This window comes from Streptomyces achromogenes subsp. achromogenes (assembly GCF_000720835.1).
GTDB classification, from domain to species: domain Bacteria; phylum Actinomycetota; class Actinomycetes; order Streptomycetales; family Streptomycetaceae; genus Streptomyces; species Streptomyces achromogenes.
The window spans coordinates 152194-165704 of the sequence record NZ_JODT01000006.1 but is presented as its reverse complement, the minus strand read 5'-3'; the positions used below and the strand labels follow the sequence as shown (position 1 = coordinate 165704).

At 71.1% G+C, this 13511-nt stretch carries 10 protein-coding genes; 5 read left to right on the top strand and 5 right to left on the bottom strand.

Annotated features, from left to right (window positions below):
* Positions 1 to 8: 8 nt before the first annotated feature.
* The 3 genes from IH25_RS0108330 (at position 9) to IH25_RS0108320 (ending at position 3162) form a co-directional block, all read left to right on the top strand.
* Entirely contained in the window at positions 9 to 953 is a 945-nt protein-coding gene (locus IH25_RS0108330; RefSeq protein WP_030605463.1) for an RluA family pseudouridine synthase, read from the top strand.
* Positions 950 to 1417: a GNAT family N-acetyltransferase gene (locus IH25_RS0108325; protein WP_245172730.1), complete on the top strand. Its 468-nt coding sequence runs from the start codon at positions 950 to 952 to the stop codon at positions 1415 to 1417. Before IH25_RS0108330 ends, IH25_RS0108325 begins: the two co-directional genes overlap by 4 nt.
* 158 nt (positions 1418 to 1575) lie before the next feature.
* A complete protein-coding gene (locus tag IH25_RS0108320; protein ID WP_030605458.1) occupies positions 1576 to 3162 on the top strand; it encodes a Na+/H+ antiporter in 1587 nt (528 codons plus the stop codon).
* A 7-nt stretch (positions 3163 to 3169) separates the two neighbouring features.
* Here IH25_RS0108320 and IH25_RS0108315 read toward each other — a convergent pair whose 3' ends face one another.
* Positions 3170 to 4276, bottom strand: coding sequence for a mechanosensitive ion channel family protein (locus tag IH25_RS0108315; protein ID WP_030605456.1), 1107 nt, complete (start codon positions 4274 to 4276; stop codon positions 3170 to 3172).
* Positions 4277 to 4383: 107 nt separating this feature from the next.
* Here IH25_RS0108315 and IH25_RS0108310 point away from each other — a divergent pair, with 107 nt between their 5' ends.
* On the top strand, positions 4384 to 4956 hold the full coding sequence (locus IH25_RS0108310; RefSeq protein WP_030605453.1) for a dienelactone hydrolase family protein: 573 nt from the start codon (positions 4384 to 4386) through the stop codon (positions 4954 to 4956).
* 4 nt (positions 4957 to 4960) lie between these two features.
* Here the strand turns inward: IH25_RS0108310 and IH25_RS0108305 are convergent, their stop codons facing one another.
* From IH25_RS0108305 to IH25_RS0108290, 4 genes are all read right to left on the bottom strand, one after another.
* On the bottom strand, positions 4961 to 6631 hold the full coding sequence (locus tag IH25_RS0108305; RefSeq protein ID WP_030605451.1) for an alkaline phosphatase D family protein: 1671 nt from the start codon (positions 6629 to 6631) through the stop codon (positions 4961 to 4963).
* Positions 6632 to 6711: 80 nt separating this feature from the next.
* Positions 6712 to 7524: a thioredoxin domain-containing protein gene (locus IH25_RS0108300; RefSeq protein WP_030605448.1), complete on the bottom strand. Its 813-nt coding sequence runs from the start codon at positions 7522 to 7524 to the stop codon at positions 6712 to 6714.
* Between the two features lie 96 nt (positions 7525 to 7620).
* Positions 7621 to 8313 (bottom strand): hypothetical protein, encoded by a 693-nt coding sequence (locus IH25_RS0108295; RefSeq protein WP_030605446.1) that lies wholly within the window; start codon positions 8311 to 8313, stop codon positions 7621 to 7623.
* Between the two features lie 68 nt (positions 8314 to 8381).
* Positions 8382 to 9707 carry a DUF2252 domain-containing protein gene (locus tag IH25_RS0108290; RefSeq protein ID WP_030605442.1) on the bottom strand — a complete coding sequence of 442 codons (1326 nt, stop codon included), beginning with the start codon at positions 9705 to 9707 and terminating at the stop codon, positions 8382 to 8384.
* Between the two features lie 166 nt (positions 9708 to 9873).
* On the opposite strand from IH25_RS0108290, the gene dnaE reads away from it, so the two are divergent.
* Positions 9874 to 13413 carry a DNA polymerase III subunit alpha gene (dnaE, locus tag IH25_RS0108285; protein ID WP_030605439.1) on the top strand — a complete coding sequence of 1180 codons (3540 nt, stop codon included), beginning with the start codon at positions 9874 to 9876 and terminating at the stop codon, positions 13411 to 13413.
* Positions 13414 to 13511 lie beyond the last annotated feature (98 nt).

The window sequence follows — 13511 nt, the reverse complement described above, 5'->3', positions numbered from 1 at the left end:
CTCGACGGGTGAGCACGATTCCCGAGATCCGTACCCTGCCCGTGCCCGACGGCCTGGAGGGCGAGCGCGTCGACGCCGCCATCTCCCGCATGTTCGGCTTCTCCCGCACGAAGGCGGCGGAGCTGGCCGCGGCCGGCAAGGTCCAGGTCGACGGCGCGGTGGTCGGCAAGTCCGAGCGGGTGCGCGGCGGCGCCTGGCTGGAGGTCGAGATGCCGCAGGCGCCCGCGCCGGTCCAGGTGGTCGCGGAGCCGGTCGAGGGCATGGAGATCGTGCACGACGACGACGACGTGGTGGTGATCGTCAAGCCGGTCGGCGTGGCCGCGCACCCGTCGCCGGGCTGGTCCGGCCCGACCGTCATCGGCGGTCTCGCCGCCGCCGGGTACCGCATCTCCACCTCCGGCGCCGCCGAGCGCCAGGGCATCGTGCACCGCCTGGACGTGGGCACCTCGGGCCTGATGGTGGTCGCCAAGTCCGAGTACGCGTACACCTCGCTCAAGCGCCAGTTCAAGGAGCGCACGGTCGACAAGCGCTACCACACGCTGGTGCAGGGCCATCCGGACCCGACGAGCGGCACCATCGACGCCCCCATCGGCCGCCACCCGAACCACGACTACAAGTGGGCGGTCACCGCCGAGGGCAAGCCGTCGGTGACCCACTACGACCTCATCGAGGCCTTCCGCGCCGCCTCCCTGCTGGACGTGAAGCTGGAGACGGGCCGCACCCACCAGATCCGCGTCCACATGGCCGCCCACCGCCACCCGTGCGTCGGCGACCTCACCTACGGCGCCGACCCGACCCTCGCCAAGCGGCTCGGCCTGACCCGCCAGTGGCTGCACGCCGTCCGCCTCGGCTTCGAGCACCCCGGCGACGGCCGCTGGGTCGAGTTCGAGAGCGACTACCCGGAAGACCTCCGCAAGGCCCTCGACCAGGTTCGCGAGGAGACATGGGCGTGAGCCCGCGCAGCACCGTCCGGATCGCCGAGGACCCCGCCGACCGCGAGGCCTGCTTCGCGGTCCGCAAGGAGGTCTTCGTGGCCGAGCAGGGCGTCGCGGAGGACATCGAGTACGACGCCTACGACGCCGTGGCCGTGCACGTGCTGGCGGTCGGCGAGGACGGCCGGCCGCTGGGCACCGGGCGGCTGCTGTACGGCGAGGCGGCGGCGGACCGGACCGGCGGGGACGTCTCCGTCGGCTCGCTGGGCCGGCTCGCCGTCCTGCGCGCGGCGCGCGGGCTCGGCGTCGGCGCGGCCCTGGTGCGCGCCATCGAGGAGGCGGCACGCGCGCGTGGCCTCACGGCGGTGGACCTGCACGCGCAGACCCAGGCGCTGGGCTTCTACGAACGCCTGGGCTACACGGCGTACGGCCCGGAGTTCCCGGACGCGGGCATACCGCACCGGGCGATGCGCCGGACCCTGTAGCCCACGGCGGCCCCGGACCGGCCGGACGCTGACGGGACCTCACCCGGCCGGAACGCCGTGACGGGACCCCACCCGGCCGGGACGTCGTGCGGAATCCGCAGGTCGCGATGGCAGACTGGAACGCGGCCGTGTGATCGTCGACCCCCGGAGCGCCGTCCGTGGACCAGCTGGCTCTGTTGTTCGTACTGCTGCTCGGGGCCCTGGTGAGCGTCCCGGTCGGGGACCGGCTGGGGGTGCCCGCGCCGGTGCTGATGACCCTGTTCGGCGGGGTCCTGGCAGTGGTGGAATTCGTACCCAACGTGGACATCCCGCCCGAGCTGATCCTGCCGGGACTGCTGCCGCCCCTGCTCTACGCCGCCGTCCGCCGCACCTCTTGGCGGCAGTTCGCGGCCAACGTCCGGCCGATCTTCCTGCTGGCCGTCGCCCTGGTGTTCGTGACGATGTTCAGCGTGGCGGTCGTCGCCCACCAGATCGTGCCCGGACTGCCGTTCGCCGCCGCCGTCGCCCTCGGCGCCCTGATCGCCCCGCCCGACCCGGTCGCCGCCACCAGCGTCGCCGGGCAGCTCGGGCTGCCGCGCCGGCTGGTGTCGATCCTGGAGGGCGAGGGGCTGTTCAACGACGTCACGGCCATCGTCCTGTACCACGTGGCGATCGCGGCCGCCGTCAGCGGCACCTTCTCGGCCTGGCAGGCCGGGCTGGACCTGGTGCTGTCCGCCGTCGTCGCGGTCGCCGTGGGGCTGGCGCTGGGCTGGGGCGCGAACAAGCTGATGGACCTGCTGGGCGACCCGACGCTCCAGATCGGCATGACCCTGCTGGTGCCCTACGCGTCCTACGTGCTCGCGGAGCGGCTGCACGGCTCCGGGGTGCTCGCGGTGCTCACCACGGCCCTCTTCCTCGCCGAGTACGCCACCGGCGCCGACGACGTGCTGACCCGGCTCGCCGGGCACACCTTCTGGGACATCATCGACACCCTCGTCACCGGGGTCGCCTTCGGGCTGATCGGGCTGGAGCTGCACAACGCCATCCACACGGCCCAGGGCCGGTGGGGCGAGATGCTCGGCTGGGCGGCGGCCGTGGTGGGCGTGGTGGTCGTCGTACGGCTGCTGTGGCTGCTGCCGGCGACCTGGCTGACCAAACGGCTGCACGCCCGCCGGGACTACGACGAGGAGATCCCGGTGAGCTGGCGGGAGACCGTCGTGATGTGGTGGGCCGGGATGCGCGGGGTGGCCTCGGTGGCGCTGGCGCTGGCCGTGCCGCTGCGGACCGACGACGGCTCCCCCTTCCCCGACCGGGACGAGATCGTCTTCATCGCCTTCGGCGTGATCATCGCCACGCTGGTGGTGCAGGGGCTGACCCTGCCCTGGCTGGTGCGGCGGCTCGGGGTGCGGGCCGACTCTGCGCGGGAGAAGGAGTTCGAGAAGGACCTGGCGGTGCGGGCCGCGAAGGCGGCCAAGCGCCGGCTGCGGGAGATCGAGCAGGTCGAGGAGCTGCCCGAGGAGCTGTCCGAGCAGATGCTGCGACGCGCCTTCGAGATCGGGATCCGCATCAGCCCGGACATGGGGGAGGAGGAGCGGCGCGAGGCCCAGGTCCAGCGGGTCAAGCGGATCAAACGGGTGCGGCGCATCCAGAACGAGATGCTCAGCGCCGCGCGGCACGAGGTGCTGGCCGCGCGGAGCGAGCCCGGCGCGGACCCGGAGATCGTGGACCGGGTGCTGCGCCATCTCGACGTACGCAGCCTGCGGTGACGTCCGCTCAGCCGCGCCCGGTGCGCGGGAACTCGTAGGCCCGGCGGAAGGAGGTGCCCTCGGGGGAGGCGGCCTGGTGCGGGGGGCGGGCCGCGTCGGCGGTGTTCACCCGGGGCAGCGCGTAGGGGTGCTCCGCGGCCAGCCAGGTGATCATCTGCTCGCGGACCGCGACCCGCACCGTCCATATGTCGTCCGCGTCCTTCGCGGTGACCAGGGCCCGCACCTGGATGGTGCTGGGTGTGGTGTCCGTCACCTGGAGGCCGTAGGCGCGGCCGTCCCAGGCCGGGCACCCGCGCAGGATGTCCCGCAGCTTCTCGCGCATCGCCTCCACCGGCGCGCTGTGGTCGAGGTGCCAGTAGACGATCCCGGTCATCTGCGGGGTGCCCCGCGACCAGTTCTCGAACGGCCTGGAGGTGAAGTACGACACGGGCATGGTGATCCGGCGCTCGTCCCAGGTCCGGACCGTCAGGAAGGTCAGGGTGATCTCCTCGACCGTGCCCCACTCGCCGTCCACCACGACCGTGTCGCCGATCCGGACCATGTCACCGAAGGCGATCTGCAGCCCGGCGAACATGTTGGACAGCGTGGACTGCGCGGCGACACCGGCCACGATGCCGAGGACACCGGCCGAGGCCAGCAGCGAGGCGCCGGCCGCGCGCATCGCCGGGAACGTCAGCAGCATCGCCGCCACGGCGACCACCCCGACGATCGCCGACACCACCCGCATGATCAGCGTCACCTGGGTGCGCACCCGGCGGACCCGGGCCGGGTCGTGGTGGGCGCGCGCGTAACGGGTGTACGTCGTCTCGACTATGGCCGCCGCGATCCTGATCACCAGCCAGGCCGCCGCACCGATCAGCACCAGCGTCAGCGTCCGGCCGACGCCGGTGCGGTGCTCGGGGAACAGCCGGGCCTGGTCGTAGGAGCCTCTGAGCAGGGCCGCGCACAGCACGAGTTGATAGGGGACACGGCCGCGCCGCAGCAGGTCCCACAGCGGGGAGTCGCCACGGCTTTCGTCGGCCTTGCGCAGCAGCAGGTCCGTGGCCCAGCCGACCAGCAGGGTCAGCGCCACGGCGCCACCGGCCACGATCGCGGGGCGGAGTACGGTCTCCATGCCTCCGAACGTAACCGGCTTCGGCCGGTCATGAACATGTGTCTTCGGCACGTGCGTGGGTAGGGCCGCGATACGCCCCCGGCGCGCCCGGCTGGCACCATGGCCTCATGAACATCATGCTCTTTCACTCGACCTACGGGCTCAGGCCCGCGGTGCGCGAGGCCGCGGACCGGCTGCGCGCGGCGGGCCACGAGGTGTGGACGCCGGACCTCTTCGAGGGCCGCACGTTCGACACCGTCGAGGCGGGCATGGAGTTCAACGAGGGAATCGGCAAGGAGGAGCTGCTGAAGCGGGCCGTGCTGGCCGCGGCGCCGTACTCGGAGCGCGGGCTGGTGTACGCCGGGTTCTCGCTCGGGGCCTCCGTCGCCCAGACCCTCGCCCTCGGCGACGAGAAGGCGCGCGGGCTGCTGCTCCTGCACGGCACGTCGGACATCGCGCCGAACGCGCAGGTGGACGGGCTGCCGGTGCAGCTGCACGTGGCCGAGCCCGACCCGTTCGAGTCGGACGACTGGCTGAGCGCCTGGTATCTGCAGATGGGCCGCACCGGCGCCGACGTGGAGGTCTACCGGTACGCCGGGGCCGGCCACCTCTACACCGACCCCGGGCTGCCGGACTACGACGCGGAGGCCGCCGAGGCCACCTGGCGGGTGGCGCTCGGCTTCCTCGAATCGCTCGGGTGAGGGATCACACCGGGTCGTAGGTCCGCTCGACCTTCTGGGTGCCGGTCAGGGTGCGGTAGGAGCGCGCCCAGCTGGAGCGGGCGTCCCGCGCGGTGCGGTCGGACAGGACGTAGTAGTCCATCTGCGCCCGCTCAGCGGTGATGTCCAGCACGCCGTAGCCGTGCCGGTCCGTGTCCACCCAGTGGACGTGCCGGTTGGCGGCCTTGATGACCGGGGCCGCGACCGCGGAGAGCGAGCCCTCGGGCACCTTGACGATGTCGTCCAGGTTGTCGGAGGTCACCGAGGTCACCACGAACTCGGTGGCCGCCGACGGCGACAGCGGGTAGGTGCCCGCGTCCACCGGCACGTCGTTGGCCCAGGCCATGTGGATGTCACCGGTCAGGAAGACGGTGTTCCTGATGGCGTTGGACCGCAGGTGGGCCAGGAGTTCGCGGCGGTCGTCGGTGTAGCCGTCCCACTGGTCGGTGTTGAAGGCGATGCCCTCCTGCGGCAGGCCGAGCAGCTTGGCGAGCGGCTTGAGCAGGTCGGCGGAGAGCGAGCCGATGGCGAACGGCGAGATCATCACCGAGTTGCCGACCAGCCGCCACTTCGTGTCGGAGGCCTTCAGGCCGGCCTTGAGCCAGTCGAGCTGGGCGCGGCCGGTGAGCGTGCGGTCCGGGTCGTCCACCGAGCCGCTCGCCGTGGACGCCTGCTGCGAGCGGAAGGAGCGCAGGTCCAGCAGGGACAGATCGGCGAGCCTGCCGAAGCGCAGCCGCCGGTAGGTGGTGCCGGCGAGGGCCGGGCGGACCGGCATCCACTCGAAGTAGGCCTGCTTGGCGGCGGCCTGCCGGGCGGCCCAGCTGCCCTCGGCGCCCTCGGTGTGGTTGACCGCGCCGCCCGGCCAGGCGTTGTCGGCGAACTCGTGGTCGTCCCAGATCGCGATGACCGGCGCCGTCAGGTGCAGGGCCTGGAGATCGGGGTCGGTCTTGTACTTGGCGTGCCGTATCCGGTAGTCGGCGAGGGTGAGGATCTCGTTGGCCGGCGCGTGCGGGCGGACGACCTTGCCCCGGGCGGCGTACTCGCCGGACTTGTACTCGTAGATGTAGTCGCCGAGGTGCAGCCAGGCGTCCAGGTCGCCCCGGGCCGCGAGATGGCGGTAGGCGGCGAAGTACCCGGCCTCCCAGTTGGCGCAGGAGACCACGCCGAAGCGCAGGGAGGGCACGTCGGCGTCCGCCGCCGGCGCGGTGCGGGTGCGCGCCACCGGGGAGTCGGTGCCGCCTGCGGAGAAGCGGAACCAGTAGTCCGTGGCCGGGGCGAGGCCCCGTACATCGGCCTTGACGGTGTGGTCGGAGGCGGCCGTGGCGGTGACGGAGCCCCGGGCGACGACGTCCGTCAGGGCCTTGTCGCGGGCGACGACCCAGCCGACCTCGGTGTCCGGGCCGAGCCCGGAGCCGGGTATGGCCTCCGGGGCGGGGGTCACCCGGGTCCACAGCAGCACGCCGTCGGGCAGCGGGTCGCCGGAGGCGACGCCGTGCAGGAAGGCGGGGGCGCCGGTGGCGGCGCGGGCTGGCAGGGCGGCGGCCAGCGGGCCGGCCAGCACGGCGGACGCCGCCGCGGCCTTGACGACCGTACGGCGGCGGGGCGAAAGCGAGCCGGGGTCCTGTGCGGCCCCGGCTGATCTGTATCGACTGGTCACGACCGATCAGGTTACTGATCGGTATGCGCGAAGGCGGGCGAACTCGCGAAAGTTCGCCCGCAGTTGGGCGTGTCGTCGGCTCAGCCCTTGAGGGCCGCCTCCAGCGCGGTGTCGAACTCCTCGACGGACATCGGCGCGGTCCTGCCGTCCGCCCCCGTCAGGGCCTTGCCGTCCATCTTCAGGGTCGGGGTGGCGTCGACGCCGTCCTTGTCGAAGACCTTGGCCTCCTCCAGCGCCCACCGGTCGAAGGTGCCGTCCTTGACGTCCTTCTGGAACTTGGCGTTGCCCTTCAGGGCGGGAACCGTGTCGGCGATCTCGATCAGGTAGGAGTCGTCCTTGAACTTGTCGTCCCGCTCGTCCGGGTGCCACTTCTTGGCGTACAGGGCGGTCTTGTACTCCAGGAACGCCTCCGGGCTGACGTTCAGCGCGGCGCCCAGCGCGCTCAGCGCGTTCTTCGAGCCCTCGCCGCCGAAGCCCTTGTCGAGGAAGGTGGCACCGACGAACTGGATCTTGAACTTCCCGGCGTCCAGGCCCTTCTTGACGGTCGGGCCGACCACCTGCTCGAAGGAGGCGCAGACCGGGCAGCGCGGGTCCTCGTACATCACCAGCGTCTTCTTGGCGCTGCTCTTGCCGACCAGGATCGTCGTGCCGTCCTTGCCGGAGGCGTGGGCCGGCTTGACCAGCTTGTCGTCCTTCACGGACTCCCAGTGGGCGGGCTTGTTGGCCTGGACGACGGCGTAGCCGATGCCGCCGGCCGCGGCCAGCACGGCGACGACCGAGCCGGCCACGATCAGCTGGCGCCTGACCTTGTCGCGCTTGGCCTGCCGCTCGCGCTCCTGGCGCAGCCGCTCCCGGGCCGCCATCTTCGCGGCCTGGCTGTTCCGCTTGCTCATAGTGGTGATCTCCCTGGGGGACGCGCACATGTCGTGCGCGGTTCGTATGGGGGGACTGACGTGCTCGGGCGCCGTCCGCCGCGCGGGAGCCGGGGCTCAGGCGAGGGCGGTCCGGCCGGCGCGGGAGCACGGCGGTCCACGCCGTCCCAGGGAGTGCGCGAGGAGCCGGTCCCGGGCGGTGGCGCGGCGCGGGGCCGGGCGGTGCGGCCGGCGGACCGGCAGCGGCCGCACGACGACCGCGGCCACCGCCAGCAGCAGCGGCCGGAAGGTGGTGGCGGCGACCGCGCGCACCAGCCGGACCAGCGCCCGCTCGCCCCGGCGCAGCCAGGCCGCGGCGAGCAGCCCCACCCCGACGTGCGCGGCCAGCAGCAGCCAGGCGGCGGCCGGGCCGGTGTGCGCGAACAGCTCGCCCGCCCGGTCGGAGCCGCCGGCCATCCGGGCCAGCGGCGAGCCCACCCGGCCCTCGCACAGCACGTCCAGGCCGACCGCGCGCAGCGGGCCCGCGACCGGGCCGCCCGCCGGGCCGTAGCAGGCGTGCTGGCCGGTGGTGAACACCGTGTCGGCGGCCAGCTCCAAGGGGATCAGCAGCGCCGCGATCCGGCCGAAGCCGCGCTCGCGGCCCGCCAGCGCGTACGCGGTGACGAACACCCCGGCGGCCACCGCGGCCACGGTCGCCGCCGGCAGCGGGGCACGGGACAGCAGCACGTGCGACGCGGTGCCGAGCGTCACGACGAAGGCCGTGAACAGCGCCGCGCGCACGGTTCTGAGCTGGGTCCCGGATATGTCCATAGCGATGGGAGAGTGTGTCACGTCCGCGGGTAAGAGACCCCTAAAGGGTGCCTGTGAATCCGCGAAGGTCACAGCCCCGGAATCCGGCCGTTGCGGAACAGGTCCACGAAGATCTGGTGATCGGCGCGCGCGCGTGCGCCGTAGCCGTGCGCAAAGTCCGCCAGCAGGGGCGCGAAGCCCTCCTCGTCGGCCGCGATCGCCGCGTCGATGGCCCGCTCGGTGGAGAACGGCACCAGGGACTCGCCGGAGGTGTCGTCCGCCGCCGCGTGCATGGTGGCGGTGGCCCGGCCCAGGTCGGCGACGACGGCCGCGATCTCCTCCGGGTCGTCGATGTCGCCCCAGTCCAGGTCCACCGCGTACGGCGAGACCTCGGCGACCAGCTGGCCCGCGCCGTCCAGCTCGGTCCAGCCCAGCCACGGGTCGGCGTGCGCCTGGAGGGCGCGCTGGGAGATCACCGTGCGGTGGCCCTCGTGCAGGAAGTACTCCGCGATGGCCGGATCCGTGATGTGCCGGGAGACGGCCGGGGTCTGCGCCTGCTTGATGTAGATCACCACATCGTTCTCCAGGGCGTCGCTGTGGCCCTCCAGGAGGATGTTGTACGACGGCAGGCCCGCCGAGCCGATGCCGATGCCCCGGCGCCCCACGACGTCCTTCACCCGGTAGGAGTCCGGGCGGGCCAGGGAGGAGTCCGGCAGGGTCTCCAGATAGCCGTCGAAGGCCGCCAGGACCTTGTAGCGGGTGGCCGCGTCCAGCTCGATCGAGCCGCCGCCCGGGGCGAAGCGGCGCTCGAAGTCGCGGATCTCCGTCATCGACTCCAGCAGCCCGAACCGGGTCATCGAGCGGGCGTCACGCAGCGCGTCCAGCAGCGGACCCTGCGCGGTCTCCAGCGTGAACGGCGGCACCTCGTCCCGCTTGGCGCCCGTGGCCAGCGAGTGGATCCGCTCCCGGTACGCGTGCGCGTAGACCGTCACCAGCTCGGTGATCTGCGCGTCGCTGAGCGCCTTCGCGTACCCGAGCAGCGCCACGGAGGCCGCGAAGCGCTTGAGGTCCCAGGTGAAGGGGCCGACGTAGGCCTCGTCGAAGTCGTTGACGTTGAAGATCAGCCGGCCGTTCGAATCCATGTACGTGCCGAAGTTCTCGGCGTGCAGGTCGCCGTGGATCCACACGCGCGAGGTGCGCTCGTCCAGGTACGGACCGCCGCGCTTGTCGGTCTCCAGGTCGTGGTAGAAGAGGCACGCCGTGCCCCGGTAGAACGCGAACGCCGAGGCCGCCATCTTGCGGAACTTCACCCGGAACGCGGCCGGGTCGGCGGCCAGGAGCCGGCCGAAGGCGGTGTCGAAGACGGCGAGGATCTCCTCGCCGCGCTGCTCCTCGTCGAGCTGGGGGACCGACATCGCGGGGTGCCTCCTGGTGCATGTGTACGACAGCGTTTCCGTCGTCTCCAACGCACGACGGTACGCGCAGGTGCCCGACGACTGTCGGCGGCGAGGCATAGACTTCGACGCTGACCCCAGAACCGTCCGCCTGCCCGTCGCCGAGTGTTTCCCCGGAGGCTCAACCGTGTCGAAGCCGCCCTTCACGCACCTGCACGTCCACACCCAGTACTCGCTGCTGGACGGTGCCGCGCGGCTGAAGGACATGTTCAACGCCTGCAATGAGATGGGCATGACACACATCGCCATGTCCGACCACGGCAACCTGCACGGCGCGTACGACTTCTTCCACTCCGCGAAAAAGGCCGGAATCACCCCGATCATCGGGATCGAGGCCTATGTCGCCCCGGAGTCCCGGCGCAACAAGCGCAAGATCCTCTGGGGCCAGCCGCACCAGAAGCGGGACGACATCTCCGGCTCCGGCGGTTACACCCACAAGACGATGTGGGCGGTGAACAAGACCGGCCTGCACAACCTCTTCCGGCTCTCCTCCGACGCCTACGCCGAGGGCTGGCTGCAGAAGTGGCCCCGGATGGACAAGGAGACCATCGCCAAGTGGTCCGAGGGCATCGTCGCCTCCACCGGCTGCCCCTCCGGCGAGGTGCAGACCCGGCTGCGCCTCGGCCACTTCGACGAGGCCCTGAAGGCCGCCGCCGACTACCAGGACATCTTCGGCAAGGACAAGTACTTCCTGGAGCTGATGGACCACGGCATCGAGATCGAGCGCCGGGTCCGCGACGGCCTGCTGGAGATCGGCAGGAAGCTCGGCATCCCCCCGCTGGTCACCAACGACTCGCACTACACCTACGCGCACGAGGCCGGGGCCCACGACGCCCTGCTGTGCATCCAGACCGGCAAGAACCTCTCCGACCCCGACCGCTTCAAGTTCGACGGCACCGGCTACTACCTGAAGTCCACGGACGAGATGTACGCCATCGACTCCTCGGACGCCTGGCAGGAGGGCTGCGCCAACACGCTCCTCGTCGCCGAGATGGTGGACACCGCCGGCATGTTCGAGAAGCGCGACCTCATGCCCAGGTTCGACATCCCCGAGGGCTACACCGAGGTCACCTGGTTCAAGGAGGAGGTCCGCCGCGGCATGGAGCGCCGCTACCCCGGCGGCGTCCCCGAGGACCGCCAGAAGCAGGCCGAGTACGAGATGGACACGATCATCTCGATGGGCTTCCCGGGTTACTTCCTCGTGGTCGCCGACTTCATCATGTGGGCCAAGAAGCAGGGCATCGCGGTCGGCCCCGGCCGTGGCTCCGCGGCCGGCTCGATCGTCGCCTACGCCCTCGGCATCACCGACCTCGACCCGATCCCGCACGGCCTGATCTTCGAGCGGTTCCTCAACCCCGAGCGCATCTCGATGCCCGATGTCGACATCGACTTCGACGAGCGCCGGCGCGTCGAGGTGATCCGGTACGTGACCGAGAAGTACGGCGCCGACAAGGTCGCCATGATCGGCACCTACGGCACCATCAAGGCCAAGAACGCGATCAAGGACTCCGCGCGCGTGCTGGGCTACCCGTACGCGATGGGCGACCGCATCACCAAGGCCATGCCCGCCGACGTCCTCGGCAAGGGCATCCCGCTGTCCGGCATCACCGACCCCAGCCACCCGCGCTACAGCGAGGCCGGCGAGGTCCGCTCGATGTACGAGAACGAGCCGGACGTGAAGAAGGTCATCGACACCGCGCGCGGTGTGGAGGGCCTGGTGCGGCAGATGGGCGTGCACGCGGCCGGCGTGATCATGTCCAGCGAGACCATCACCGAGCACGTCCCGGTCTGGGTGCGGCACACCGACGGTGTGACCATCACCCAGTGGGACTACCCGAGCTGTGAGTCGCTCGGCCTGCTGAAGATGGACTTCCTGGGCCTGCGCAACCTCACGATCATGGACGACGCGGTCAAGATGGTGAAGGCCAACAAGGGCCTCGACATCGACCTGCTGTCGCTGCCGCTGGACGACCCCACGACCTTCGAACTGCTCCAGCGCGGCGACACCCTCGGCGTCTTCCAGTTCGACGGCGGCCCCATGCGGTCCCTGCTGCGGCTGATGAAGCCGGACAACTTCGAGGACATCTCCGCCGTGTCGGCCCTGTACCGGCCGGGCCCGATGGGCATGAACTCGCACACGAACTACGCGCTGCGCAAGAACGGGCAGCAGGAGATCACGCCGATCCACCCGGAGCTGGAGGAGCCGCTCAAGGAGGTCCTGGACGTCACCTACGGCCTGATCGTCTACCAGGAGCAGGTGCAGAAGGCCGCCCAGATCATCGCCGGCTACTCGCTCGGCGAGGCCGACATCCTCCGCCGGGTGATGGGCAAGAAGAAGCCGGAGGAGCTGGAGAAGAACTTCGTCATCTTCCAGGCCGGCGCCCGCAAGAACGGCTACAGCGACGAGGCCATCCAGGCGCTGTGGGACGTGCTGGTCCCGTTCGCCGGCTACGCGTTCAACAAGGCCCACTCGGCCGCGTACGGCCTGGTGTCGTACTGGACGGCGTACCTGAAGGCGAACCACCCCGCCGAGTACATGGCCGCCCTGCTCACCTCCGTGAAGGACGACAAGGACAAGTCGGCGGTCTATCTGAACGAGTGCCGCCGCATGGGCATCCGGGTGCTCCCGCCGAACGTCAACGAGTCGGAGGCGAACTTCGCGGCCCAGGGCGACGACGTGATCCTCTTCGGCCTGTCCGCCGTCCGCAACGTCGGCACCAACGTCGTGGAGTCGATCATCAAGTGCCGCAAGGCGAAGGGGAAGTACACCTCCTTCCCCGACTACCTCGACAAGGTCGAGGCGGTGGTCTGCAACAAGCGGACCACCGAATCGCTGATCAAGGCCGGCGCCTTCGACTCCATGGGCCACACCCGCAAGGGGCTCATGGCCCAGTACGAGCCGATGATCGACAACGTGGTCGCGGTCAAGCGCAAGGAGGCCGAGGGCCAGTTCGACCTCTTCGGCGGGATGGGCGAGGAGACCAGCAGCGAGCCCGGCTTCGGACTCGACGTGGAGTTCTCCACCGACGAGTGGGACAAGACCTATCTGCTCGCCCAGGAGCGGGAGATGCTTGGTCTGTACGTCTCCGACCACCCCCTCTTCGGCCTGGAGCACGTCCTCGCCGACAAGGCCGACGCGGGCATCTCCCAGCTCACCGGCGGCGAGCACGCCGACGGCGCGGTGGTCACCATCGGCGGCATCATCTCCGGCCTCCAGCGCAAGATGACCAAGCAGGGCAACGCCTGGGCCATCGCCACCGTGGAGGACCTCGCCGGCTCCATCGAGTGCATGTTCTTCCCGGCCACCTACCAGCTGGTGTCGACCCAACTCGTCGAGGACGCCGTGGTGTTCGTCAAGGGCCGGCTCGACAAGCGGGAGGACGTGCCGCGGCTGGTCGCGATGGAGCTCCAGGTCCCGGACCTGTCCAACGCGGGCACCAACGCCCCCGTGATCCTCACCATCCCGGCCACCCGGGTCACCCCGCCGATGGTCAGCCGCCTCGGCGAGATCCTCAGCCACCACAAGGGCGACAGCGAGGTGCGCATCAAGCTCCAGGGCCCGCGCAAGACCACCGTGCTGCGCCTGGACCGGCACCGGGTCAAGCCCGACCCGGCCCTGTTCGGCGACCTGAAGGTGCTGCTCGGCCCGTCCTGCCTGGCCGGCTGAGACCGGCTGAGGCCAGCGCCGGAAGAGCGGCAGGAGAAGGGGCAGGAAAAGGGGCGCGCCCGGCACGGGTGCGCCCCTCATAGGTGCCCGGGCTTCAA

Bases quoted from the DNA above. Each gene is read 5' to 3' on its own strand.
- IH25_RS0108300 (WP_030605448.1), bottom strand. From the start codon at position 7,524: ATGAGCAAGCGGAACAGCCAGGCCGCGAAGATGGCGGCCCGGGAGCGG.
- IH25_RS0108310 (WP_030605453.1), top strand. From the start codon at position 4,384: ATGAACATCATGCTCTTTCACTCGACCTACGGGCTCAGGCCCGCGGTG.
- IH25_RS0108315 (WP_030605456.1), bottom strand. From the start codon at position 4,276: ATGGAGACCGTACTCCGCCCCGCGATCGTGGCCGGTGGCGCCGTGGCG.
- IH25_RS0108290 (WP_030605442.1), bottom strand. From the start codon at position 9,707: ATGTCGGTCCCCCAGCTCGACGAGGAGCAGCGCGGCGAGGAGATCCTC.
- IH25_RS0108295 (WP_030605446.1), bottom strand. From the start codon at position 8,313: ATGGACATATCCGGGACCCAGCTCAGAACCGTGCGCGCGGCGCTGTTC.